This window comes from Rhodococcus sp. KRD175 (assembly GCF_017168275.1).
Classification (GTDB): domain Bacteria; phylum Actinomycetota; class Actinomycetes; order Mycobacteriales; family Mycobacteriaceae; genus Rhodococcoides; species Rhodococcoides fascians.
The window spans coordinates 55174-80595 of sequence record NZ_JABFAQ010000003.1 but is presented as its reverse complement, the minus strand read 5'-3'; the positions used below and the strand labels follow the sequence as shown (position 1 = coordinate 80595).

General features: G+C 62.1%; 23 protein-coding genes and 1 pseudogene. 6 read left to right on the top strand and 18 right to left on the bottom strand.

Going from position 1 to position 25422, the window contains the following annotated elements; translation table 11 throughout:
• The 7 genes from J1M81_RS03750 to J1M81_RS03710 all read right to left on the bottom strand — a co-directional run.
• Positions 1-511: TniQ family protein (locus J1M81_RS03750; RefSeq protein ID WP_241257674.1), on the bottom strand; the 511-nt coding region annotated here is incomplete at its 3' end.
• 17 nt (positions 512-528) lie between these two features.
• Positions 529-2280 carry a Mu transposase C-terminal domain-containing protein gene (locus tag J1M81_RS03740; RefSeq protein WP_241257673.1) on the bottom strand — a complete coding sequence of 584 codons (1752 nt, stop codon included), beginning with the start codon at positions 2278-2280 and terminating at the stop codon, positions 529-531.
• A 637-nt stretch (positions 2281-2917) separates the two neighbouring features.
• Positions 2918-3835: a hypothetical protein gene (locus J1M81_RS03735; protein WP_206497630.1), complete on the bottom strand. Its 918-nt coding sequence runs from the start codon at positions 3833-3835 to the stop codon at positions 2918-2920.
• A gap of 832 nt (positions 3836-4667) precedes the next feature.
• Positions 4668-5588: a DUF2637 domain-containing protein gene (locus J1M81_RS03725; protein WP_206497628.1), complete on the bottom strand. Its 921-nt coding sequence runs from the start codon at positions 5586-5588 to the stop codon at positions 4668-4670.
• A gap of 168 nt (positions 5589-5756) precedes the next feature.
• Positions 5757-5966 carry a hypothetical protein gene (locus tag J1M81_RS03720; protein WP_094661813.1) on the bottom strand — a complete coding sequence of 70 codons (210 nt, stop codon included), beginning with the start codon at positions 5964-5966 and terminating at the stop codon, positions 5757-5759.
• 194 nt (positions 5967-6160) lie between these two features.
• The gene (locus J1M81_RS03715) at positions 6161-6955 is read right to left on the bottom strand and encodes a ParA family protein (protein ID WP_206497627.1); all 795 of its coding nucleotides are present in this window, start codon (positions 6953-6955) and stop codon (positions 6161-6163) included.
• 550 nt (positions 6956-7505) lie between these two features.
• Positions 7506-8573 carry an acyl-CoA/acyl-ACP dehydrogenase gene (locus J1M81_RS03710; protein ID WP_241257672.1) on the bottom strand — a complete coding sequence of 356 codons (1068 nt, stop codon included), beginning with the start codon at positions 8571-8573 and terminating at the stop codon, positions 7506-7508.
• A 105-nt stretch (positions 8574-8678) separates the two neighbouring features.
• On the opposite strand from J1M81_RS03710, the gene J1M81_RS03705 reads away from it, so the two are divergent.
• Together J1M81_RS03705 and J1M81_RS03700 are read left to right on the top strand one after the other, a co-directional pair.
• Complete coding sequence (locus tag J1M81_RS03705; protein ID WP_065181100.1) at positions 8679-8984, top strand: transposase; 306 nt, start codon at positions 8679-8681, stop codon at positions 8982-8984.
• Positions 8985-8998: 14 nt separating this feature from the next.
• Positions 8999-9874, top strand: a complete 876-nt coding sequence (locus tag J1M81_RS03700; RefSeq protein ID WP_241257671.1) for an IS3 family transposase — start codon at positions 8999-9001, stop codon at positions 9872-9874.
• 116 nt (positions 9875-9990) lie between these two features.
• Here the strand turns inward: J1M81_RS03700 and J1M81_RS03695 are convergent, their stop codons facing one another.
• The 3 genes from J1M81_RS03695 to J1M81_RS03685 all read right to left on the bottom strand — a co-directional run bounded on the left by J1M81_RS03695 (position 9991) and on the right by J1M81_RS03685 (position 13515).
• Positions 9991-11829 carry a hypothetical protein gene (locus tag J1M81_RS03695; protein WP_206497626.1) on the bottom strand — a complete coding sequence of 613 codons (1839 nt, stop codon included), beginning with the start codon at positions 11827-11829 and terminating at the stop codon, positions 9991-9993.
• A 335-nt stretch (positions 11830-12164) separates the two neighbouring features.
• Positions 12165-12365 carry a hypothetical protein gene (locus J1M81_RS03690; RefSeq protein ID WP_037149368.1) on the bottom strand — a complete coding sequence of 67 codons (201 nt, stop codon included), beginning with the start codon at positions 12363-12365 and terminating at the stop codon, positions 12165-12167.
• Positions 12366-12498: 133 nt separating this feature from the next.
• Positions 12499-13515: a DUF3068 domain-containing protein gene (locus J1M81_RS03685; protein WP_206497625.1), complete on the bottom strand. Its 1017-nt coding sequence runs from the start codon at positions 13513-13515 to the stop codon at positions 12499-12501.
• A gap of 72 nt (positions 13516-13587) precedes the next feature.
• Here J1M81_RS03685 and J1M81_RS03680 point away from each other — a divergent pair, with 72 nt between their 5' ends.
• A complete protein-coding gene (locus J1M81_RS03680; RefSeq protein ID WP_206497624.1) occupies positions 13588-14187 on the top strand; it encodes an isoprenylcysteine carboxylmethyltransferase family protein in 600 nt (199 codons plus the stop codon).
• Here J1M81_RS03680 and J1M81_RS03675 read toward each other — a convergent pair.
• The 5 genes from J1M81_RS03675 to J1M81_RS03655 all read right to left on the bottom strand — a co-directional run bounded on the left by J1M81_RS03675 (position 14177) and on the right by J1M81_RS03655 (position 17693).
• Positions 14177-15025 carry a hypothetical protein gene (locus J1M81_RS03675; protein WP_206497623.1) on the bottom strand — a complete coding sequence of 283 codons (849 nt, stop codon included), beginning with the start codon at positions 15023-15025 and terminating at the stop codon, positions 14177-14179. The two genes, J1M81_RS03680 and J1M81_RS03675, sit on opposite strands and share 11 nt — an antisense overlap.
• Positions 15026-15117: 92 nt before the next feature.
• Positions 15118-15570: a hypothetical protein gene (locus J1M81_RS03670; RefSeq protein WP_143544557.1), complete on the bottom strand. Its 453-nt coding sequence runs from the start codon at positions 15568-15570 to the stop codon at positions 15118-15120.
• A 158-nt stretch (positions 15571-15728) separates the two neighbouring features.
• Positions 15729-16076: a hypothetical protein gene (locus J1M81_RS03665; protein WP_206497622.1), complete on the bottom strand. Its 348-nt coding sequence runs from the start codon at positions 16074-16076 to the stop codon at positions 15729-15731.
• Between the two features lie 203 nt (positions 16077-16279).
• Positions 16280-16957 (bottom strand): helix-turn-helix domain-containing protein, encoded by a 678-nt coding sequence (locus J1M81_RS03660; RefSeq protein WP_206497621.1) that lies wholly within the window; start codon positions 16955-16957, stop codon positions 16280-16282.
• Between the two features lie 259 nt (positions 16958-17216).
• Complete coding sequence (locus J1M81_RS03655) at positions 17217-17693, bottom strand: helix-turn-helix domain-containing protein (RefSeq protein WP_206497620.1); 477 nt, start codon at positions 17691-17693, stop codon at positions 17217-17219.
• A gap of 1355 nt (positions 17694-19048) precedes the next feature.
• Between J1M81_RS03655 and J1M81_RS03650 the strand changes: the two genes are divergently transcribed.
• The 3 genes from J1M81_RS03650 to J1M81_RS26150 are packed head-to-tail and all read left to right on the top strand — an operon-like array spanning position 19049 to position 22058.
• The gene (locus J1M81_RS03650; RefSeq protein WP_206497619.1) at positions 19049-20164 is read left to right on the top strand and encodes a hypothetical protein; all 1116 of its coding nucleotides are present in this window, start codon (positions 19049-19051) and stop codon (positions 20162-20164) included.
• A gap of 59 nt (positions 20165-20223) precedes the next feature.
• Positions 20224-21054 carry a hypothetical protein gene (locus J1M81_RS03645; RefSeq protein WP_206497618.1) on the top strand — a complete coding sequence of 277 codons (831 nt, stop codon included), beginning with the start codon at positions 20224-20226 and terminating at the stop codon, positions 21052-21054.
• Positions 21054-22058, top strand: a complete 1005-nt coding sequence (locus J1M81_RS26150) for a cutinase family protein (RefSeq protein ID WP_241257670.1) — start codon at positions 21054-21056, stop codon at positions 22056-22058. The genes J1M81_RS03645 and J1M81_RS26150 overlap by 1 nt, the downstream gene beginning before the upstream one ends.
• Before the next feature lie 102 nt (positions 22059-22160).
• On the opposite strand, the pseudogene J1M81_RS26145 reads toward J1M81_RS26150, so the two are convergent.
• From J1M81_RS26145 to J1M81_RS03630, 3 genes and pseudogenes are all read right to left on the bottom strand, one after another.
• Positions 22161-22676 (bottom strand): annotated as a pseudogene (locus J1M81_RS26145) (TniQ family protein); the annotation flags it as partial.
• 17 nt (positions 22677-22693) lie between these two features.
• A complete protein-coding gene (locus tag J1M81_RS03635; RefSeq protein ID WP_206497617.1) occupies positions 22694-23632 on the bottom strand; it encodes a TniB family NTP-binding protein in 939 nt (312 codons plus the stop codon).
• A gap of 4 nt (positions 23633-23636) precedes the next feature.
• Positions 23637-25316, bottom strand: a complete 1680-nt coding sequence (locus tag J1M81_RS03630) for a Mu transposase C-terminal domain-containing protein (RefSeq protein WP_206497616.1) — start codon at positions 25314-25316, stop codon at positions 23637-23639.
• Positions 25317-25422: the final 106 nt, after the last annotated feature.

Genomic DNA, 25422 nt, shown 5'->3' with positions numbered 1-25422 from the left:
CGAGGCAGCTGCTCAGCACCGGATATTGATGCAGCAGAGTCATGTTGATATCAGCAGTGGATTCGAGGCTGTCGATACATGCCGGGCATGCCCGACTGCGCGGAGTGCTCGCCCACGGCAACCATGCCTCGCTCGTGGGTGTGCGACGTCGTCGATCCTGCCTCGCGAGGTCGGCCGGTAGCAGGATCGAGAATTGGTGGACGTAGGTGTCGAAGTCGCAGTCGGCGGGGTCGGTGCTGTCGAGCAACCACGGTGTCCACCCCGCCAACGTCATCATCCGCACCCTCTCCACCGGGACTGCGCCGCGACCGGCCAGCTCGATAAGTATCGGCTCCGGTGTGTAGCGGTCGAGATCCTCGACAGCACAATCGATATCGAGGTCTGCAAGCAGGTCAGAAGGCTTGATGTGCGGATACAGCTCGCATATCCGGGCCAACCAGGACGAGAGGACCTCCCCTGGCAGTGGCGGCGGGTGCAGCGGCCACGGGCGAACGTACGCATCATCGGGCATCGCAGCGAGCCGCGCGTTCACGCGAGGTGGCGCTCGAACTGGCGGCGTCGCTCCGTGGGACCGACGTACGGAGTGCGTGTGAGCACCGATGAGGTGATCGCTTCCTCTCCGCTGTCGACGGCGGTCACTGCGGCGGCAGTGAGCAGCGTTGTCAGTTCACCGATGGTGCCCTCGGAGCGAGTGAGGAGGTAGTCGGTCATCTCCGGGCGGGCACGGTTGCGCCGGGCTTTGCGGGTGGCTTTCTGCGAGCGGTCGGTGACCTCGCGCATCTGCTCGATCATCGAAAACAGTGCGCTCTCATCGACGTTCGACCGACCTTGTTCGCGGAGACGAGTGATGGCAGCTCTGTGCTCCCACAGTGTCACCGCGGGATGTGACATCGTCCGGTACGGCACCTCGACATAGCCGACACCGTCTGGCTCGAGGACCCAGATTCTGCTCAAATCGCGTGGATCACGTCGTATCACGAACCGCCCCAAATCCTCTCGCCGCGCAACCCACGGTTTGAGCGCGTTCGAGAAGTAGTGCACGTGATCCAGAACGAAGCCCGTACGCGTCAAACGTCGCCGGATGACGGGAAGAAAGTCCACCAGGAACGCGGTTTCGCCGAGCACCACACGAGGGGCATGACCAGCTGCGGCGACCCCGCCGGCCCACACGGCGGCCGGAGTGTTCCCGATCCCTGTGTGAACGCTCGCGTGATACGAGGCTATGGCCAGGACCAGCCAGCGCTCCAACTCACGCAATGTCAACGCCGCGTGCTTGTCCGAGTCGTAACTTCCTCGGTCCGCTGGGTTCGAGAAGGTGGTCCCAGGCAGCTCGTGCACCGCCGTCATCGCCGTTCCGATGATGCGTTCGACGATCCCGCCGTAGTGCGGTCGGCCCGGAGGACGGTATTCGAGTGTGATGGCGTGCTGGGCGCATCCGCGGCGCAGCGCTTCGCTTTTGAACTCGGAGGCGTTGTCGAGATACAACTGTTTCGGCTTCCCTGCCATCGGCCACTGCACCTGCTCCGCGAGCTCGCATGCCTCCAGCCATGTCTGCTTCTCGCAGCACACCCGGCCCAGGCACAACCCGACCGATACCGCTGATGGCGGCTCCAGAGTGACGACGAACCCGAGTACGGAACGACTGAAGACATCGATGGCGATAGTCAGGTAAGGGCGACCGATCTGTTGCCGCTCGTACTCGTCAACGACCATCAGATCGACGACGGTGTGGTCGATCTGGACCTGATCGAGAATCCCCGAAACCGTCGGTGGACTGTCGCCGGCGGACTGACGCGGGCGGGCGGCATCGGGTCCTCCGCGGGACCTGGCCACCGATGCCGGATGGAGCGCTGCGATACGCGCAGTGACGGTATTTCTGGCCGGCGCTGGTAGGCCCGCGCGGTGGCACGCCAACGCGATACGTCGATGCAGCGCAGCGACACTCAGCTTCTGACGGTGAAGAAAATATCGGGTGAGATGATCGCCGATCACGTCCTCGACCTCAGCCGTTACTCGGCTGCGGCCACGCCCTCCCGACGAGACCTTCGTCAGAAGATCGGTGACTGTCCCCGTCCCGTTCCTGAGCCTGCCGACCAACGTGTAGACCTGTCGCCTGGACAATTCCAACCGCTGCGCGGCCTCGTCGACCGCTTCCGAACGCACCGGATGCATCTCCAGCAAGGGAGCCAGGACAGCGAAACGGGCCTCGGCCTGGGACCACCGCTCCCCCGACGCTGTCAGCACACCGGTCTCCACGACATCGAGCTTGTCGGGGTCCATCACAAGCCTCCCTGTCACCGAGAGCCGAACATGCGACCGTGCACCGCACTTCTGACATCAGAATGTCAGAAGACACGTGCACTCACCCTCGAAACGCCTGCAAAGAGTGCAGCCGTCTTCTGAAACTGACAGTGACTTGACACTCAGTGGCCGTTTACGATCGTCCGGTATGACGATGGTCAAAACGCACACTCAAACCCGCAGGAGGCCACTGAGGAAGGGTCCGATGTTCGATCCGGTCATCGCCAAGCCGGGCGTGCGTTGTCGCACTGCTCTCATGCTTCAACACCATCAGAAGAGGTTGCCGTCATGAGTGACATCGGCCGACTGCTTATCGAACAGCTCAGCGCTGAACAGGCGCGCGACGAGATAGGTGTCAGAACACTCGTGGCTTGGCGCACCTACCTGGAACAGTCGGGCGGTGCGGTGCCTGGGCCTGAGGGCAGCACTCAAACGGTGTCCTTGGAGCCATGGAAGGACGCACCACCGGAACCCTGCTAAAAATCGTTGTGCGGTGGGTCGACCCCAGTCGCGTCGGTACATACGACAAGGGTTAGTCCCCTAGCAGGTAACCCGATCCTCGACCTAGTGCTTGCCCGCGGTCACACCCCGCTCAGAATCCGATGCAACCTGGTTTTCAATCGTTGCCGTAATCTTCCCCCGGATCGATATCATCGATGTCGCCTTCCGTCTCGAAAGTGTCTTCAATGCCTGCCTGTGAAATCAGCTCATACTGGTCAAGGACAAGACCACAGTGACCGCAGGAGAAGTAGTCCGAAGTGACAACCAGCGTGACAAAAATATCGTAGTCCCCGTCCGAGGACCCATGATATTCAGTTGAAAAATCGACTCTTGAGTCACCCTCTAACTCACCCATATTTTCACACGCGGGACAGAGGTGGGGACTTGAATAGCTCAAACCAGATGAGGGTGCAGAGCCCGGCTGCCATTCTTTAGCGACCTTAGCGGGCAGCGTCCCTGACTCATATTGCGCACGCCGTTGCTTGGCACGCGCTATCAAGGTTTCACACCTATGCTCAATGTGTTTTTTGTTCTGCTCGAGATACTTTTCAACTATTTCTGCGCGATCCGGTCCGACCAAGGCGTCTAGGTCTTTTTCGCAAGCGGACACCAGAATGTGGGCTTGCGCCCAATACTTGGGCCACCACGCAGCTTCAGGCAGTCTGGTAAACGACGCAGAGGCACCGTGAATGTAGTCGTTGCGCGCCCAGGAAGTCTTTTGAGCTTCACTCATACTGAATGGTCTGAATGCTTTCTCGCACCTGGAATATACAGATTTCGCGGGTATGGACTCGAATCGCGCATTGCCGCCGATAAGGCCCAGTGCGATCAGAACATTAGTCCCCTCCTCCGTGGGCACCGCGATCAACAATGGGGACTGCCGAGAGAGGGCTGCTTTAGCGAGCGCCTCTAAAGCCAGTGAAGACCACAAGGCACGTTCATCGAAAGATCGAACTTCAGGATCATCCATCGCGTGATTGAGAAAAAGTTTAGCCTTCAGCCATAAAGCTTCGTGATCGTACGGTGCGCTCATATTTGATTCTCACTATCAGCGCGGAGCATCAATCTGCGCATCAGCCTATCGGGTTCGTCCACCACGTTATCGCGTGCATGAAGCACGTTTCGGTTGTCGATCACTAGCACCTGGTTGGGCTCTGTCCACGCAAACTGCGTCGCCGAATCGATCGCTTTTGAGAAGTGCCCCACGACCCGACGCGCCCGCGAATCGACCGGCGTCATGCAACCAGGATCGAATCTGACCCTGCCGCCGCCCAGAGTGGGCCATCCAACGCAGGCAGGGGCAAGAAAGCTTGTCTGCCCATCGTCAACTGCAAATAAGCCGTGTTGGAGGTCGTCGCCGATGTCAGCGAATCCACGGGTCGTCTGTCGCCATAGGAGTGTCGAAACAGAGCTCGGTGAATCGACTGCGAGGACCACGATGTCGGGAGGTATTGCGAGGTGCGCTCCGTCGGTATGAAGTGGTTGTCGCTGGTGCCCGAAGATCGCGCTGAGCGATCTCGGTCTTGCCTTGTCGGGGGCGGCAGGTTTGAGGTCCTCGAAGCCGCCAGTTTGCGACCGACCGGGAACTACTGTGTAAGTACTCCAAGGGATTTCAGCCTCTAGCCGCACTGCCGGGCATACTGCGCTGGCCCATCCATTTTGACGCGCGGCGGCAACGAGCTTGTCGATTTCATACACACGCACCATGGCCGTGTTAAGACCTTTCGTCGATTCATCGTAAACCCCCGGTCCCCAACATATCGAGCCGCAGAACGGGGCAGTCACGCGATCGTTGGTCCCGGGCTCATTTAGCTACGTTTCAGCGGCGAGCACCAGGAAGCAGAACCTTTTTGCCCGTCGCTGTGTCATCGTGTCGCCTCCGCGTATCCCCCGACGTGCGGCTCGTCGACTTCGATCGCCGGCTCAATCGGTCCGAGTTCGTCCTGCGAGTCGGCGCGGGGTGCTGTAGCACGGTTCGGCGCTTTCGTCTCCGCGACTTCCATCAGGAGCTGGACAAGCTTGTCGTAGCGCCGTGTGACTGTGGAGGTGGTCACCTCGAGCATCCGGGAGACGGCGGAGAAGTTGCCCTGCACCTCGGGATGCTTGTGATAGAGGTAGACAGTTTCCCAGACGTCGTCGTTGAGTGCTCCATGTTCATCGAGTAGATCACTGAGCTGCTGAGCGCTGTTGTCGCTTTTAGGCGCGCTCTGCACCTCCCCCGGGCTGTGTGGACTCGGCACGCTCTCGATCACGTTCTGTGACAAAGGCATTGCTGCGGCGCGACTGGCGCGTGGAGCTCGGAGGATGACAGCGAGGACTTCGGTCATGGCGAGCAGGAAGACCGGAGCGATGGTCGCGATGCCCGCGGCGACGAAAGCCGGCATTACGGTCGAGGTCAACGTTGCGTGGTACGCGTTTCCGGCTATGGATGCGCCGGCTGCAACAGCAAGAACGCAGAGGACGAATCGCCGTCCTCGTACCGTCCGCGGGTCCGTGTGGTGTGACAGTGCAATCGCGGTAACGGTGGTGGCCACAATTGCGCCGTCGAGGACTACGGGTATCACCCAGGCTCGGCCAGGCTCGGTGCCGGCCATTGTGGCGAGATCCCGGAGCGCTCCGAAGGACAGCCAGAAGGATGCAGCGGCGATACCGACCGTCAGCACAATGGCAGTGGCCAGTGCGCCGATCAGCACTCGAGGGTGGATGAATACCGTGCCGGCGAGGTCGACGCTGGTGTGGTCGACGTGGTCTTCGACCGGTTCGATAGAGGCACTAGCGTTGTTCATTGATCGCAGGTCCAATCTGTGATCGACCGGCCCCGGTGGTGTGAGCGCACTATCGGGGCCTTTCGGGGTCGGCGTGGGCTTTGACACGAACGCAACGCCTAAGACGCTGCGGGGATGTGGGCGATGCGGAACGACTCGCCCATACCCCCTATAGCGCCCATAGGGGCGCTATAGGGAAGGTGCGGCCGGGGGCAACTTGTATCGCTGGCCGTTGTTGTACTGCCGTTCCAGCTGTTCACACAACCGCTCGACTGCAGTCCTGATGAAGACCTGCTGATGCTTGACACCGGTGTATGCCTGCGTGTGGGCGATGGTGGCCTCCATCCGTTCTTTCTGAGACGAGGGCATCGAGAGCAGAATGTCCTTCGTTCCTTCCATCCGCTTGGATCTCTCCTTCGCGCCAACCTCAACTTCTGGCGTGCTCGCCGGCTGAGACGGCGGCCGAGACGGTGACGCTACCGGCGGTGTCGCGGCCTCAGCTTCGCGTTGCGCCGGTGCCGCCGCCTGCGCGAACGTGTTGCGCCGAGGCGCGCGCGCGGCGGGTAGCTGCGGTGCCGGAATCTCTTTACTCACTATGCCTTCCCTCCTGTTGCGTTGAGAATCTTTACGAAGTTTTCGTGAAGGTTGCGGATCCGCCCCGTGGGCCGGGGGTGTTCATCGAGGCCCATTCCCACGTTGGTGAGTTTGCTGATGTCGGTCAGCATCGGTATCGGCTCCCCCACGATTCGGATATCAGCCTCTTGCACGTACTCCTTGAGGTACTCCAGCGTCTTCGCATGATCGGCACGGCGACCGTCGATCTTGTTGACGACTACGCCTGCAATAGGCAGTACCTTGCCCATGTACTGCTCAAGGTCCTCGATCGACTGGCGAATAGCGTCGAACCCGTCGATTGCGTCCGATTCGGGGTTCACGACGATCAGAACGTTATCGGCGGCGAACAGCGCTCCACGGGACACAAGGTCGATCGCGGGACGGCAGTCGATGAGGATGTGCTCGTACTTGTTTGAAACCGTTTTCAGCGCCCTGTCGACGGCCATCTCGCCGCCGGTCTTCCCCACCAGCGTGTCCATGACTGCTTGAAGGTCACTGAACCCGCTCGGCAGAACATCTATGCCTGGACGCCGCGCCTGAATGATGGCTTGCTCGGTCGAACAGTCGACATCTCGGTCGAGCACATCCGCGAGACTCGCTTCAGGCGGATCTTCGACAGTGTGACTGGTGAGATGCTTGGTCGAATTCCCCTGAGAGTCAGCGTCAACGACCAAGCAGGTTTGCTGCACGCTGGCCGCTGCGTGGGCTAGACCGTTCACGATGGTGGTCTTGCCGACGCCACCCTTCAGGTTCGCGATCGCAGTAATTGTCATAGCGGTGTTTCTTCTCCCTCTCGTTCGTTGATGCGACCACCCCCCTCCCCCGTGTCAGAGGGAGAGCCGAGGAACAAAGCAGATGGGGGTGCACTTACGGGGACATATGGACCGAAGTGGAACTGGGTAATGCTTAGCGAATAGTACGTAAGCCCAGCGTATATACGCTTTCACTATTAAAGAAGAGCAAAGCAAATAATACCGGATATTGAGTAATGTTAGCTTACAGTATCTAGCGTATCTAGGCTAGGTACTGTAAGCACATATAATGTTATATAACTGCCCATATGGGCAGACGGAGGCTATTGCGCCCAAGCGCAACGGCCCGCAACAGCCTGCAACTCCGGCGTTCACCACCGCTCACCAGGGAAGCGGCGCGACATCCCGATCGCCCATATAGGCGGCCATAGCCACTAGGGGAGGCCGAAACATCTTCCACAGACGGGGCACGACTGCCCCAACCGGGGGACTGGGGCAGCCACCGTTGCGCGTCCCAGATCCAGTTGATCAGTTGAGGCAACAGTCAGCACGCGGGTTTGCGGCCTCCGTCTTACGCAACCGAGAGGTCGTACCGATGTGCCGCCTCACGTAGCAAGTGCGCCTTCATCTCCGGCGTCGTTGTACATACAAGACTGAAAGCAGCTTCACGGAGAAGCCGTTCAGGTGTCGCGCCTCGCAATATCGCTCCACTTCCAGCCTCGCTCGCCAAATGGTTCGCAACGTCCACACTGAATCGGCTTGCGGCAGCGCGCACTCCGAAGATGTCAATCTGCCGCTCGGTGATCGCGCGAGTGAGCGTGGCTCTGATCTCGTTGTGTCTCGCATCGAGGATGTCGTTGGACCGGCCCATTGCAGCCAACTCCAAGAGGGATGCCTTCGCCGTTCCGAGAGCGAGGGAGCCGTTCAAGCGGGTCACAGCCCGATCCATGTCACTCAGTTCCGAACCGTCCTTCTTTGACGCCGATGACACACTCATGACCATGTCGTCGGGTACATGAAGCCTGTCGAAGGTGAGTCTGACCGTATGTGAGGCGTGCGCGGCCGTCAGTTCTAGGCGATCGCTTACCAAGCCTGAGACGTCCTCGGCGTGGGCAAGGAACGTAACTTGCTGTCCCGCTGCCTCGTCGTACGCGGTCACACCGATGACCTCGGTGAGACCGTTCCATCCCGTTACGAAGGGCGAGGTCCCTGTAATCGAGTAGCCGCCAGCTACTCGAACTGCTTTGACCAGCGGCTTCCGTGGGCTGGCATAGCCACTGCCGGAAACACCTGCGCGCATGTCGCCCGTCTGCAGTGCCGTCAGATACTTAGCTTTCAGGCCCTCGTTGCTCGATGTGGCCAGGCGTAGCAGCGTGCCGTGGTGTTGCGCCCATACGAATGCTGTGGCGAGGCAGCCGCTGACCAGCACTTCGCCGGTGTCCGCAAGTGTCCGGATCGGATCCTGCGACTTGAACGCAAGTCCGTAGAAACCTCTGCTGCGCAGCGCGTCGAAATGCGAGGCCGGTATCACCCCCGAGCAGTCGACATCATTCGCGTCCGGGGCCAACAGCTCGGCGCGTAATTCTTCCGCCGCTACAACCCAGTCGGTCATAACCCGCCTCTCTATAGGTTTGCTCAAGCATCGCCGCACCACGCTAGCGTCGGACCGTCCTCGGATGAGGTTCACCCCGGATGGTGGACACCGAGATAGCGGGACCGATGGTTCCGCTGGAAGGATGTCCGCATGTCCCGCAAACGCAGGTCGTTCACGACCGAATACAAGGTCGAGGCCGCCCGTAGGGTGATCGATTCCGGCCGCACCATCGCCGAGGTCGCCCGCGAACTGGGCATCAACGAAGGACTGCTCGGCCGCTGGGTCGCCGACGAACGCCGCCGGATCGAAGCCGCCGCAGCATCCGGTGACCAGCCGCTCACGGCCGCCGAACGCACCGAGCTGGCCCGGTTACGCCGGCAGGTCTCCGAGCAGGAGAAAGACATCGCGTTCCTGAAAAAAGCGTCCGCGTACTTCGCAGCCAATCAACAAAAGTAGAGCTCTACACGTTGATGGCCGCGGAGTACGCGAACTCCGCAGTCCACCGGATGGCACGCCTGCTCGAAGTGTCGACATCCGGTTTCTACAAACACCAAGGACGCAGTGTGACAACCAGATTGGCGCAGCGGCAGCAACGTAGAGCCGATCTGGAGATCAAGATCCTCGCGATCCACCAGGAGTCGAAAGGCGTCTACGGAGCACCGCGCATCACCGCCGAACTTCACGATCGAGGCGAGGTGATCACCGAGAAGACCGTCGCCACGATCATGCGCTCCCTCGGCGTCGTGGGGATCAGCCCACGTACGTTCAAGATCCGCACCACCGTGGTCGACCCGTTGGCCTCGTTCCCCGAGGATCTGGTGCAGCGCCGGTTCGATCAGGGGCACGTCGATGCGGTGTGGACCTCGGACATCACGTACCTGACCTGCGGCGAGGGCGATATGTACCTGTGCGCCATCAAGGACGAGCACTCGAAAAAGGTCCTCGGGTGGGCCGTCGCCGATCACATGCGCACCGAGCTCGTCCTCGACGCTCTGGACATGGCAGTTGCCGGACGTGGCGGCGACGTCGCGGGCACAATCCTTCACTCGGACAGGGGAAGTCAATACACCGCCGAGATCATGAAGCAGGCATGCGAACGGTACGGGTTGCGGCGCTCGATGGGCGCGACCGGCATATGCTGGGACAACGCCGGCGCGGAGAGTTTATGGTCGACGTTCAAGCACGAGTACTACTACCGACATACGTTCGCGTACAGGACCGAATTGGTTGCTGCAGTTGACAACTGGATGAACTTCTACAACACTCGACGTAGGCACTCCACGATCGGAATGCTCAGCCCCCACAATTACGAACAGTCACTGAACGCGCCGATTATGGCCGCGTAGCCACTGTCCACTTTTCGGGGTGAACCTCAGGATGCGGATAGCCGATGGGTGGTACGGAGCACAGCTGACAGATAAGTGGGGCCGGCGACCGACCTCAAGCCCCGTTTCCGAAGCGGCTACGACGTATCCACAATGACCGCCCCTAGAAGGTCACCGAGTATCTCGACTGCCTCTAACACCGGATCTCTTGGCGGTGGACCAGCCTTCATGAGTGCTGCCCAAAGAGCCTCCGAATCTGCGTCGCCAGGCAGGGGAGCGGCCTCGGCAGGCGGGAGAATTGTCTGGTCGCGCGTAGCGGAGTCACGGGATGGAGCGGAGAACCGGTTCTCAAGCCACACCTGCCACAAGAGCCGTTCGGCTCGGTGCCGAACAATGCGGTCGGCCACGACCATTTCCACACCGTGAGCGGCCGCTACGTCGTCCAGCGTGCGGCGTCCTAGGGTCAAGGTTGCATTGTTTCGCTCGATGAGCCCAGCAGTTGTTAGGTCCGCGAGGATCGCGTATCCGTTGGACGGTCGGAGCTTTGCAGCGGCAAAGATGTCCTCGACGTCGGTGGCCAGGCCGGCCTTGAGCAGCTCGTACACCGCCCGACCACGTAGACCAAGCACGCTCCATGCCGGATGCACGGGCTCGACCCGCGCTCGCTCGATATGCGCTGCTCCTGGACTCTGGATCGTGGCTGGAGTGGTCAGGGCGTAGCGGTCCGCTTCTCGACCTGCCCCGCGCGACACCAGTAGCAGGGGAGAACCTGGGGTCTCTCTAAGCAGTCTCAGGCCACTCCACACAGTCGATTCCGACATCAGCCCCGCTGCATGCGACAGGCTTCGACCACCAACTGCGACCACTGGGACTCCCTCCACCAATTCCCCCGCCAACGCAGATGTGTAAGCGAGCGCCTGCACCACCGCTAGTAGGACGGGGCGTTGGCGAGTACCGAGGAATTCTGAGTCGATCCACATCTTCGCGTGCGCCAGCCATTGCTGACGAACTCGATCTTTCAGGAAGGAACCATCCCCCCCTGTGTATTTTTTCTTGTGCGTGAGTTGGTGGAATGGACGCACAATCGTTGCGGCCCAGGTCAGGGCCTTTTCCACGTCCCGTTGCAAGGCTGCGGCTGAATGAGACCCGTACTTGTCGATGTAGGCGTGACGCAGCCCGGCCCACTCGGAGGTGGCGAGTGACTTCTCGATGTCCGCAGTGCTGGCACCGCGGAGGACGGCGTGGCTGATGACGGACTGGCGTGCTTCTGACGGAGATGTCCAGAGGGCTTTGTGAGCCTTGGTGAACTTGCCTGTGGCCGCGTACGTCTCGACGGCATGGGGGACAGGTGTGGTGCGGTGGAAGCGCGGGTCCAGGCGTCGATCGCGTCCGACGCCGACGAGGCGTTCGTCCTGGGTGAGGGAGGCTGCAACTGCGGCCACTGGGGTTCGGTGGCGGGGAGTGGTCGCGCCCCCCAGCAAAGCGATCAGACGCGCGATGACACCGCGGTCGGAGCGGACGGTGAAGGCGTCTATTGCGTCGTCGAGGGTGCCGTCGAGGAGTCGGTAGCCGCCCTCTCGGCATGGTGAGCCAGGGGGAGTGATGCATCCCCAGTCTGCGTTGAGCATCGGTGTGGCGTCCAGGGTGACCAACCGGGCACCAAGTAGCTGCATGACCATTTTGATGTCGTCGACGCGCAGAGGCATATCGGTGGCCATGGGGACCAGAACGTGGCGGCCGCCGCTCGTCGAGCGGTCGGTGATTGTGCGCGCGCCGCATTCATGGAGCCATTCGAGTGCGCGATCGACGTCGGCGTCGACCTGCTCAGGACTGTGATGTTTGGCGTCGAAGTCCAGCGCTAACAGGCTCGTACGGCCGCGCGCATAGATCGGCACTGCGGCCGGCACGGCCGGCAGGCGCTTCGTCAGACTCCGTGAGGTATCGAACTTGCCACTGTCGGCACTCCAGACCCGCATAGACCGACGCGCGGCCATCAACGGAGACAGACGTCCCCAAGTGTTGTCGGGTGTCGACATCGTCGACCCGACACGAGCACCAAATCTTGAATCTTCATCAGGGCGCGATGTACCCTGAGACCTGTCCACCAAGACAGTCCCTTTCGTGGGGAAGCGCAACACCGAGAATCGAGTTGGTAGCTCGCTTCTCACCAAACTCGAATGCCCCTCGTTTCTTGCCCAACAAGAGCCGGGGGGTTTTTCGTGTCTCGGGTCTGGCGTGTGTCGCTGTATTTTCCTCCAGCTAGCCCTACGGAACGCCCTTCCGTATTCGAGCTGAGAGGCCTTGCGTCACGTCATGCGGAGAGCGGCAACACCTCCTGGTTCAGCTCTCGAACGAGATCGGGTCGTTCGGCCACCAGGCACAACATGTCGGAGAGGTACTGACTGACCGAACTGCAGCCGGCCTCTCGCGCCATGCGCTCGATTGTCGGAATGATCTCCTCCGGCGCACGAGCTCTCAGAGCCTTGCGCTTGCCCTTGCTGTTTTGAGGCACTGGTGGTCTCCTCCGGTCTCGACGAGGGACCGTCATCCCCGCGTCCACCAATCCTGTCTCGAGTGTCGTGGCATCGTCCGCAGACACGCCGAAACTGGGCCAGGCTTCTGTCGCATTGACTGTCTGGCAGCCATCAGCGGGGGGCATCAGCCAGGGCCTGGGGCTTCTCCGCCAGCGGCTCTGAAGTGCGTGAATGGCGACGAATCACTACAGCCCCCAAAACGAGGCATACAACGCCCAGACCACCGGCCGTCAGCGGACCGTAGATCTCGGCCCAATCGATGAGTCGTTTGGACTCGACTGCCCGCTGCACCTGCTCGTCGACAGTGGCGGCGTCGAGCTCCGGCGACATTTCCACGATGGTCACCGCCGAGGGGTCGTCAGCCGTGCGGCCGTAGTACTGGTGGACCGCTTGTTTCCCGAAGACGATTGCACCTGTCGTGGGCTCGACGAGCAGCTCACGGCGTGCTTTGTAGAACCGGTGCATCAGAATTTCTTCGTCCCCGTCGATACCCCAGTACGACGCAGGGAGGCTGAGCTTGCCGCCAGTGTCGAGCGGCACGATGTCCTGAACGAACCGGTAGACGTCCAGGCCGTTGATGGTGGTCTGGCCGTCGAACTGGATCTCCTGGCTGCGGCGAGCGGTCGTATCGAAGTACGGATAGGACCTCTTTTCGACGTCGAACGGAAACTTAAGCGAGAGCCCGTCGTGCGTGACTTCGTCGGCGGGTTGATCGTTGTACTTCTGGATCGACCCGATCGGATCGTCCATCGGCATCGCAGTTCTGCGGTCGGCGGTGAATCTGTCGACGGTTGCGTTGACCGTTCCTCGTTCACCAGGTCTATCGTCTCGTTGCAGCAACACAGCGGATTGCATCGTGATCTTGTTGCTGTCGGACGGTTCTTCGACAGTGACCTGCTGCAAGACGCGAATGGGGACGTCGCGATCGACTTTCGAGACGCCCTGAATGAGCGCTTCGGTGTCGAGCAAGGTCGCGGTACCCGTTGCGACCGTTGCGGAGTCGACGTCGAGAGGCGTCTTCACTAGCTGTGGAGCCATGTAGAGAGACATTGTTGCCGAGGATGCGGCGAGAAACGCACCGACCCCAACCAGCGCCAGGCCTTTGATCGGTCGGGTCGCCGTCGTCATGCGTTAGTCCTTGAAGTTGGTCGGTACCCTGCTCGTCTCGGAGCGGCTACTGAGTCTGAGAAGCTGTGTCGCATGATCGTCAAGAGGCTGCCCTTGTTCGTGACCAGTCGACCGGCCGCTGCGGTTTTGGCCGCCGCTTTCGCGGGATTTGCGTTGTCGGAGTACAGGATGGGCAAGCGGAGGCCGCGAGCGGGTTCTGTGAATCGGGACAACGGGTCCGGTAGAGCAGTTGGCCGTGGCCTTGCACTGGCGTACGGCGGAGGCCTCGTGCTCAGCGTCGCCTCGCCGGCAACCGTCGTTAGTCGGCACCCGCGAACGATCTTCGTCGCGGGATTGACCACCGCTGCCCTCGGGCAGGCCCTCCGGCTGGCTTCGGCGCGGAAGCTCGGAGAGTCCTTCACATTCAAGGTCCACACGCATCCAGAGCAACTGGTGGTGCAGACGGGCCCGTACCGGTTGATCCGACACCCCTCGTACACGGGGGCATTGATCTGCGCGCTGGGATTCTCCATCGCGTACGGGAACTGGCTTTCCCCCGTGATGGTGTCATTTCTGGCAGGTGGATACGTCCACCGGATTCCGTCGGAAGAAGCCGCGATGCTCGAGGGGATAGGAGAGGGGTACGCCGAATACATGACGCGCTCTAAGCGCTTGATCCCGTTCATCTTCTAGTCGCCCCCGCGGAGGTTGCCTTACCGTCTTCGCCGTCGACCATCTCGACCATGAGACGGGTAGACGCGACGGAATTTCTGCTGGCACGCCAGGCAGCCCGCTTGGAGCTCGGGATCAGAGTGTCCGCAAGGATGGCGTTGCTTCGAGTCGCCAGGGCCTGCCACTCATCCATGTACGCAACGATGCGTCGGTACCGCTGGACGCGAGGAAGCAGTGTCGTCCAGATATATACCCACGCAACGTATCCGGCGACAAGCAGCGGCGACATAATGAGAAAGAGCGATATCTGAACGGTATGGTCGGTGTACCAGTTCTCTATCCCGCGGGCGAACGTCACTAGGTACACGATCTTGTGAACTGCGTAGAGCAGGATCATCCCGCACGCCACCGCAGCAGCGGTGAGGACGCGCGCCAATTCTCCGGTCTTCACGATCAAGGCCATGCGGACCAACAGGTAGAACGGCACTACCACGCACAACGACAGGCTTCCGAGAAAGATGACCCAGTAGACCAGCATCCAGCCTTCGGCTGCAAAGGTCTGACTGAGGTAGTAAGTCGGTCTCGACGGCGCGGGGGAGAGCAGAAATGAGATGACCAGACCGCCGACCAACGCCGTGGTGACTGCGTAGCGATAGCGACGTGGAAAACTACGTTGGGTCGAGTGAGCCACCACCCCGACCCATTGTGTTGCGGCGCAAATCGCCAAGGCCTGAGCTATCAGGACAGATATGTTCCACAGGCCCGTTACGTCGTGTATGACAGGGTCGAGCTTGTCGTCTGCCAGCGCGTGAATTCTGAACATCTGCGCAACACTGAGGGTGAGCAGTAGCACCGTCATGGGGCGAGTTTGCGGCCTCCGCCTGTACAAGGGTAGGCGTTGAAGACCGAACACCAGCAACACTATTGGCAGTATTGCCTCGAAGAACGTGCTCACATTTGCCACCCAAAGATAGTGGCCACCCGGCGCAGGGTCTCCTTGTCTTTCGAGTCGATATTCTCCGGGTAGAACGGCTTGCGTAGGGAATCGGCGCGGGCAAGCATGAGTGTGCCGAGCCATTCGGCCTCTGCTTCGATGGGCTGAAGGAAATCCGGGACTCGTGTGAAGCACACCTTCGCCCGTTGTTCCTCGGCAAGTGCGCTGATCATTGTTCTGGGAATGGCGGGAGCCATTCTCATGAACGATTCGACCAGAATGTCCTCGGTGACAACGACATCGGCATCGTGACCGAGAAGTATGTGTGCGACTTCGTGGAGGATGCATTGTTCACGGAAGAGCGGATCTACGTCCGCACGGACGTAGATGACATCGACCGGGGCAGTTCGTACCCAAAAGCCCGAGACCTCGCCGCTTTCACTCAGATCGTCAGGTAGATCGAGGATCACAATGACACGGCCGATCTTGAACCCGACCTCGGCGACAAATCGGTCGATCGACCAGGGTCTCGCAAACTGCAGTTGCAGCGTGTCGAGGAAAGATCTGGCACGTAGCTCGGGGTCGTCGATAGTTCTCGCTGCAGCGGCAGCGTCTCGGACCGAGCTCATTATGTCGATTCGCCGGCCTCGGCCGGTTCGTGCCGATTCTGCTTCTCGAAACGTCCGTGCGTGTCCCGGACCAGCTCGCTCAGACGCTCAGCGATTGCCGGTGTCAGTTGCGGTACGCGAGTTCGTAGAGCAAATACCGTGGCCTGCGAGTTCCGGACATTGTCGAAGTAGTCGAGCTGCGCGTTGTAGTCCATCTGCTCGGCGGTGGTGCCGACCAGATAGGTAACCGGCGACTCGAAGAAGGTGGCTATCGCCTCAAGGACGTCTCGCTCGGGGGTATCGACCGCCTGACTGCGGAGCACTTTCACTTCCTCGGCAGTGACGTGGCGACCGACGCTCTTGCTCACATGCGCCGCGACCTGCGGGTCCAGATCATCGGGTGCTCCCAGATGTCGGAAGCCTCCGAATAGCCTGCTGATTCGATTGTGTAGCGGTAGCTGGCTGTCCATTGTGGTTTGTTCCTTCCGAACGTTCTCTCCCCGCGGAGCACTACGAGAGGCTTGGTCTCGAGCAAGCACCCTTGCCCATTTTTTGCGCAACTTCAACTGCTTCACTCGCGCTCCGCCCATCGCTCCTGGAACCTGGCGTCCAGCTCGTCGTCAATGTCGTCGTGCCGTCCGGCCAGCCAGCGGCGGTAGAGCTGTTCTTCGCGCTCGACCGGGTCGTAGTCGTCAGCGGGTCTATCAAGGAGCGGGCCGAAGGCCATCTCCGCCATCGGAGGGAGGGTTCTTCCAGGGCCCCCACTTCGTTCCAAGACTGCGGTGGCATACCGCCCGGCTACGCGGGAAACGAAGGCGTTGAATCCTCCGACGACCTGGTCGAATTCTTCTAGAGGAGGATCCGCGCCACGACAGCTCTCGTGCGCGGCATTGAGCTGCCGGTGCAGCCCGAACAGATTGTTGATTTCGTCCAGAGGAAGCACAATCGCATCCGGCTCGGCGGCGGCACCGCCCGATCTGGAGTTTCTGTTCGACAGGTTCTCCAGAGGGAGAGGATCGCCACCGGCGAGAACGGTAGCTGCACTCCCTTTGCTCCACCGCAGACCTTGGTCGAGTTTCCTGAGCACAGCCGGACTAGGTGCCCGACCGAGAGTGTCGTTTTCGATGTTGCCAAGTGTGGTGTCCGACGGTCCACCAGCATCACGGACCTCGAACCTGGTCAACGCAAGCCTCGCCCGCCGCGCTGCCACCACCTTGCCAAAACGGGCCAGGTCGTCTGTTTCCTGCATTGCTGCATCCTATGTCCGATAAGCAAAAAAATCGCAATTTCTGGGTCAATGTACCGGATTCGCGTACATGCAGCTCAGAACTACAGCGGTGTCGTTACACCTCGGCCTGATTTGCAAAAATTTTGCTTCTAAGTTGCTCTGTTTTCAATCGCCGGTACATACTGCACTCATGCCGTCGCTCGCCGCGCTACACCCACCGTCGCTGCGGTCCACGACGTCGACCCAACGACGAGGCCCATTCAGGAACTGGCGACCCTTGTCACGCCTGAACGCCCGCCGGCCGGTCTCGCGCCCGCTCGTAACTGCGAACGAGCTCGTCGACACCAATCTCAAGTGCCGCCGCCAGGCGGCGAGCATTCTCATCGGTCAGCTTCACCTCGCCGCGCTCGATGCGAGCAATCATCGACGTACTGATGCCCACCTGCTGGCCCAGCTGCGGCTGCGTGAGCCCGAGAAGGACGCGCCAATCTCCGGGGAACCGCTGATCCAGGGGGACGTCGACAAGCTCACTGATGGGCAAGCCCAGGGTCTTCGCAACGAGGGCCAAGGTATCGACCTGAGGACTCCGGGTGCCGGCTTCCCATTGCTGGACGGTGGCACCTCCGAGCCCGGACTTTCGCGCGAGATCCGCGCGGCTCATGCCTCTACTTTCACGCAGCGACGTCAGCCGTGCCGGGTCGAACCCCCGCAAGACGCGTCGACTCACTGTCGCATTCCGTTCATTGCTAGACACCATGCCGCACCTCCACTAAGGTCTAATCTGTGCATGACCTTAAACGATGCAAATGTCGTGATAGGTCGAACCGTTTTATTGACCTGGAGGACAGGCAGTTGCTCTCCACAGTCCCGAACGTGGAGGTGGCGATGCCCCTAATCGAAGGAGGGGCAGAAGCAAAGTAAGAGAAACCCCGGGTGCGCAAGTGATTGGCGTCCGAACGCCCCGGGGTCCTGTGTCTGCGAATGACAACTGCGCCTGAACGCACCGCACCCACAGGCCTACCAGCCTAGGTGCACAGCGCAGTCCACACGACTGGAGCACCTATGACATCGCTGCTGAAACCTCAACCGTTACGGTTTCGACCCGCTTCCACGCCCCGTCACGGCTACACGGATTCGACTCCGTGCGCCTCCCTCACCACGGTCGTCGGCATCGGCCTCGTTTCGTGCTCACTCGATGCCGGGCACGAGAACGATCGGCCTCACCAAGAGATGGACGACTCGACAGGCCAGGTCCTCACCGAGTGGCTGACACCGTCGAGCGACTCCCAGCCGGCCAACAGCCCCGACCTCCAGCACGTCGCCTAAAGAGGCCAACGCTTGAAATCGACAACTGCCCAACAGATGTCGGTCTCAGGACGTGAAAGCTCGCCCTAACGCCCAGGGCAGGCCAATCACGTTCACAGCGAGTGGCGGGGAACCCGAACTGGACCTCACGTGCAGATCGGACTCCCCGCCACCGTTGAAAAGTCGTGAGACGGGAACCCGGCGATTGCCTGACTTGAGGGTTGTCGCCTCCGTCTCATCAGATGGACCGGCGCGAGGGCCGCATGGTGACGCTTCGACCTCATCGTGTGCCGACCTACGCGGCCCCGCCGGGACATCGACAGAACCCCGTAACTCCCTCTCAGAGAAAGGATTTAGACAGGTGCCGTTCTTCCTTCAGTGGATTCTCTTCGTGAACTCCCTCTCGTCTTTGTTCACATAAGCCAAGTGCACTTGGTGGGTGCGGGTGATCGGACCCGCAAACCTTCGGCATCACCCGCACTCCCAATCGCACGTCGGCGGAGCTACGAGGTTAGAACCTGAATCACACTGCTGTTCAGCATGATTGGTTGACAACCAATCGAGGACGGGCCGAGAGCACCAGCTCCCTTCTTGGATCTACCCGCTGTAACCCAAACGCATTGTTCGTCAATGAAAGGTGAAGAAATGTTCAGATCGACTGGTAGTGGGGGTCGGCACCGACGCACCACGACGCGGATCGCTGCTGCGTGCGCCATCCCCATTGCACTGTGCATCGCGTGCGCCGGTGTTGCGCAGGCTGCACCGGGTCAGCCGGGTGTGTCTGTCGCGCCAGGCCAGCAGCCTGGTGTGACCCAGCCAGCTCCGGCACCCGCCCCGCCCGCTCCCGAGGACTCGTACATCGCCGGTTACACCCCGATCTACGACTACTCCGAGACTCGCACCGTCGACGACTACAACGCAGGTCGTCAGCGGCCCTCCTACGACACCACCTACTACTCCGAACCGGTCGTCTACGAGAGCAACCCGGCACCGATCCAGGGCCCTGGCATCAGCGATAGCCCCGAAACCGTCGCTCCCACACCAGCACCGGCACCAGCACCGGTGCCGACGGTCAAGCGGCCGACAATCGTGCCTATCGAGGTCGATGATGACTCCGTCCTGATCGGCGCAACCCCGTATCGAATTCCCGACGGCGTCGACCGTGTCTTCGCCCGCCAGGTCTCGAACACCTTCCAGGCCATCCAGGCAGACGGCGGAAACCTTCTCGTAGACAACGGCCTCGCGACTGCCCCGCGAGCCGACCGTATCGCCGCCGGTACCGCTGCCGGTGCGGTGACGGGTGGCCTGGTCGGACTCGGTGTCGGCCTCGTCCCCGGCGCAGCGATCACCGCAGGCGGCGCGGCCATCGGTGCCGGACTCGGCGTGGCCGCAACCCCAGTCCTGACTCCGGCGATCGTCTGGGCCGGCCCGGTCGGCTACGTCTTCGTCCCCGGCGCAGCGGCACTCGCTGGAGCCGGTGTCGGAGCGGCGGTTTCGGCACCGATCGTCGCTGCGACCACCGCGGTCGGCGCGGCGGCCGGTGCTCTGATCGGCGGCGCGGCCGCCGGCGGCGAAGCAGCGACGATCGAGGAGCCGGCACCCGCGCCCGCCCCCGCAGCCTCTGCGGCACCCGCAGCGCCGACCACCAGCCCGGTTCCGGTCACCCCGGCACCACTGGCGACGGCGGCGGGACCGGACCTCCTCGCTCAGGCGAACACGGCCGTTCAGAATGCTGCTCCGGTCGTCGAAAAGGCTGTCAGCGACGCAGGCACGTGGGTCGCACCGGCCGCTACCGCGGCGGCGGGCTTCGCCTCGACGGTCGTCGAACAGCCTGCCGTCGCGGACGCGGTGGCCGCTGCAGGACCGGCCCTCGAGCAGGCCAATGCGGCGTGGCAGGCCCTGACCACCAGCCAGCCCGTCTAGAGGAGCAGGCGTGCTCGGTGTTCCAGCGTTTCATCGACCAGAAGGAGTGAGCAGCAGCTATGGCATCGCTGTCTGATCGCAGTCCCGGCACCTCCCGTCCCGGAAGCAAACCGTGGGAGCGGACCACACTGACCGACACACCGAGCACGCCTCACCCGCGCACCCCGGCCGCTGCTGCGCGGCCGGCGAGCGAGGTCCCACCCGTACACACCGGCCGGGAGGCCGCGGTCGCCGGCCTCTCACCGAAGCCGGTGCCGAAACCTGTGCCTCGCCCGATCCCACAGAACAAGCGCGGACGGCGCTCGCGGCTGGCGATCTGGGGCTCACTCGCAGCGGCCAGTCTGGTCGCAGGTGCGGCCATCGGTGCCGTGTCGTTGGCGTTGTCCCCAGACAACACCGACCAGGAATCGTTCGCGGCCGGAATGTCGTCGATGCTCACCACACCGGAGGCACCCGCGACCACAACCGAGCAGCCCGCGTCCACCACCCCAGCCCTCGCCGCGCCACCGGCGTGTGTCGAGTCCAGGACCAGTGGCGAAGTCACCGGTGCCGGGCCAGGCGGGTTCGGGTCAGGCCCAGACGCGATCCTCGGATTCGACTACGCCTACTACGTCACGCGCAGCGGAGCCGCAGCGCGCGCATTCACCACCCCAGACGCCGCAGTCGGCAGCCCAGAACTGTTGCAGAGCGCGGGAATCGACACCTTCCCGTCCGAGACCACGCACTGCCTGCGCATCACCCCGAGAGGCCCCGACGAATACACCGTCTACCTCACCCATGCCGTACCGGGGGCAGAGCCGGTGACGTGGACCCAGATCGTACGAACACGAACCGACGGTGATCGGACCCTCATCACCTCGATCGTCGACATCACCGAAACGGAGAACTGATGAAGGCCAACCGACTCACCTACGCCGCCATGGCCGTACTGGGGTCCGCTGCGATCACAGTGAGCGCAGGCACCCAGGCTGCAGCGCAACCGACCACCACGCCCCCCGACACCACTCCCGCAGCAGCCGATTCGAGCACTGCACCGTGCGCGCTGTTGCACGTCGTCGTCACGCAGGGCACCACCGAGTCCACCGAAGGGTCCATGCCGAAGCAGGACTCGGGCACGCTGTCAGCAGCGATTCTGCCGGTCCTGGCCAAGTTCGGCGGAACCAGCTCGGACAAGTTCGACCGCACCTACGTGCCGTACCCGGCCGACTACGGCTTCACCGGAACCTCGTACAAGGACTCGGCCGCACGCGGAGTCGAGAACGCCTCGAAGATCATCGCCGACGAAGCCGCCCGCTGCCCGAACACCAAGTTCGGTCTGCTGGGGTACTCGCAGGGCGCAGGAGTTGCCTCGGAGCTGCTCCGGCTGATCGGCGCAGGCCAAGGCCCGATCCCGCCAGCACGGGTTGCGATGGGAATGCTCTACTCCGATCCCACCCGCAAGCAGGGCGACGGCATCTTCCCCGGCGCGCCCTCCCAGGAACACCCCGCACGGTGCGGGATAAGACGAGCGCGTCGGAGCTGTCCCGGGATCGACCGGCTCGTAGGGTCGTGGGCGCAGCAGAGATGCGTGCGCACCGCCGGCATCGATCTCACCGCTCTCGACCATCGCAATGCCGATCGCTGCAGCCTCGAGGACTGTCGCCTGCTCGTCCCAGTGCAGGTCCTCGAACGGAACCCACGCTGTCCGCAACGGGCGAGAACGACCGGCGGCCCTCCAGATCGCAACGAGCCTCGTCGCCCACCGTCCGGTGCGAACCAGCGGCGAGGACACTTCGTCGACGACGGTGCGCAGAAGCCGGAACCACACTGCGGCATGTACCCGGCCTGGGCCGAGTTCCACCCATCCCGTCGTCAGAGCCTCGGTGCTGCGCCGATCGAGGTCCGTGACCGCTGAGGGAACCGGAACGGGCGAGACCCGTTCGTCCGAACCGAACCGGACCTGATCCCAGAAAATTGCATGACCAGGGAAAGCAGAGCAGGGTTCGAGTCGACAACGGTGGTCGAGGCAGCTGCTCAGCACCGGATATTGATGCAGCAGAGTCATGTTGATATCAGCAGTGGATTCGAGGCTGTCGATACATGCCGGGCATGCCCGACTGCGCGGAGTGCTCGCCCACGGCAACCATGCTTCGCTCGTGGGTGTGCGGCGTCGTCGATCCTGCCTCGCGAGGTCGGCCGGTAGCAGGATCGAGAATTGGTGGACGTAGGTGTCGAAGTCGCAGTCGGCGGGGTCGGTGCTGTCGAGCAGCCACGGTGTCCACCCCGCCAACGTCATCATCCGCACCCTCTCTACCGGGACTGCGCCGCGACCGGCCAGCTCGATAAGTATCGGCTCCGGTGTGTAGCGGTCGAGATCCTCGACAGCACAATCGATTTCGAGGTCTGCAAGCAGGTCAGAGGGCCTGATGTGCGGATACAGCTCGCATATCCGGGCCAACCAGGACGAGAGGGCCTCGCCTGGCAGTGGCTGCGGGTGCAGCGGCCACGGGCGAACGTACGCATCATCGGGCATCGGTGCGAGCCGCGCGTTCATGCGAGGTGGCGCTCGAACTGGCGACGTCGCTCCGTGGGGCCAACGTACGGAGTGCGCGTGAGCACCGATGAGGTGATCGCTTCCTCTCCGCTGTCGACGGCGGTCACTGCTGCGGCAGTGAGCAACGTTGCCAGTTCACCGATGGTGCCCTCGGAGCGAGTGAGAAGGTAGTCGGTCATCTCCAGTGATGTCACGTGAGAGGGTTTGCGGAGGGGGAAGCTCGTGGTGAAACTGGCCAGCAGTGATCTGGTGTCGGCTGTGTTGGTCCAGACCGGCAAAGTGATGGGGTGGAATCGATTCTCCAGCTGCGGATCGGTCCGGATGGCGAGGTAAGCATCACGGGTGCCGACAGCGACGAGAGGAATGCGTAGTTCGTTGCCCAAAAACCGCAGCACGTTCAAGAATTCGCGGCGCACGTTGTCGCGGCCGGCGAGAACATTGTGGAGCTCGTCGATGATCAACATCCGTACGCCGGTGACGCGGAGCAGCATCAATGCTTGCTGTTCGAGTTCGTGGACCCGATTGCGGGGCCTGGTCGGTGTTCCCAACGCTGTGAGCAGTGCGAGGTAGAACCGGCCGGGTGACGGGTCCGGGGGCATCTGCATGCACAACACCGGTATCTGCTCGCGATCGGACAAGCTGATCGGCGGATGAGTGCGCCGGAACTTTTCGATGATCATCGACTTGCCGTTGTTCGTCGGACCGAGCAACAGTAGGTTCGGCATACGCTGTCGGTCCGGCCACGACAACAACGTCTCCAGATGGTCGATGACCGTACGGGCCTGCGGATACCCAATCCACCTCTCCGACCGGATCAACCGGATCTTGTCCGCGTCGTCGAGTGCGGCGAGCGGACGAACCGACTCCCGCAGGTGCCCCAAATCCTCACCGGACGACTCGGTGGCTTCGTCGCTGCTTCCTGTCGATGCGGTCATCGGCTCACCATTCCTCGATATCGCTGAAGACCGGCGTTGCGGTGCCGCCGTCCGCTCGAGGCTCCACCGGCGGGTGGATCGCCGGGATCGGCGCAGACGCGGCGCCGGTGAGATGCATGCGGCGGGCACGGTTGCGCCGGGCTTTGCGGGTGGCTTTCTGCGAGCGGTCGGTGACCTCGCGCATCTGCTCGATCATCGAAAACAGTGCGCCCTCATCGACGTTCGACCGACCTTGTTCGCGGAGACGGGTGATAGCAGCTCTGTGCTCCCACAGTGTCACCGCGGGATGTGACATCGTCCGGTACGGCACCTCGACATAGCCGGCACCGTCTGGTTCGAGGACCCAGATTCTGCTCAAATCGCGTGGGTCACGTCGTATCACGAACCGCCCCAGATCCTCTCGCCGCGCAACCCACGGTTTGAGCGCGTTCGAGAAGTAGTGCACGTGATCGAGGACGAAGCCCGTGCGCGTCAGACGTCGCCGGATGACGGGAAGAAAGTCCACCAGGAACGCGGTTTCGCCGAGCACCACACGAGGGGCATGACCAACTGCGGCGACCCCGCCGGCCCACACCGCGGCCGGAGTGTTCCCGATCCCTGCGTGAACGCTCGCGTGATACGAGGCTATGGCCAGGACCAGCCAGCGTTCCAACTCACGCAATGTCAACGCCGCATGCTTGTCCGAGTCGTAACTTCCTCGGTCCGCTGGGTTCGAGAAGGTGGTCCCAGGCAGCTCGTGCACCGCCGTCATCGCCGTTCCGATGATGCGTTCGACGATCCCGCCGTAGTGCGGTCGGCCCGGAGGACGGTATTCGAGTGTGATGGCGTGCTGGGCGCATCCGCGGCGCAGCGCTTCGCTTTTGAACTCGGAGGCGTTGTCGAGATACAACTGTTTCGGTTTCCCTGCCATCGGCCACTGCACCTGTTCCGCGAGCTCGCATGCCTCCAGCCATGTCTGCTTCTCGCAGCACACGCGGCCCAGGCACAACCCGACCGATATCGACGACGGCGGCTCCAAAGTGACGACGAACCCGAGTACGGAACGGCTGAGGACATCGATGGCGATCGTCAGGTAGGGGCGACCGATCGGTTGACGCTCGTACTCGTCGACGACCATCAGATCGACGACGGTGTGGTCGATCTGGACCTGATCGAGAATCCCCGCAACTGTCGGTGGATCGTCGCCGGCGGACTGACGTGGGCGGGCGGCATCGGGTCCTCCGCGTGACCTGGCCACCGATGCCGGATGGAGCGCGGCGATTCGTGCGGTGACGGTGTTTCTGGCCGGCACTGGCAGACCCGCGCGGTGACACGCCAACGCGATACGTCGATGCAGCGCAGCGACACTCAGCTTCTGGCGGTGAAGAAAATATCGGGTGAGATGATCGCCGATCACCTCTTCGACCTCAGCCGCTACTCGGCTGCGGCCACGCCCACCCGGCGAGACCTTCGTCAGAAGATCGGTGACCGTACCTGTCCCGTCCCTGAGTTTGCCAAGCAACGCATAGACCCGACGGCGCGACAACCCCAGTCGTTCGGCCGCATCATCGACCGCTGCCAAACGCACCGGATGCATCTCCAGCAAGGGAGCCAAGACAGCGAATCGGGTCTCTGCCTGCGCCCACCGCTCCCCCGACGCCGTCAGCACACCGGTCTCCACGACGTCGAGCTTGTCGGGGTCCATCACAAGCCTCCCTGTCACCGAGAGCTGAACGCGCGACCGTGCACCGCACTTCCGACATCAGAATGTCAGAAGACACGTGCACTCATCCTCAAAACGCCTGCAAAGA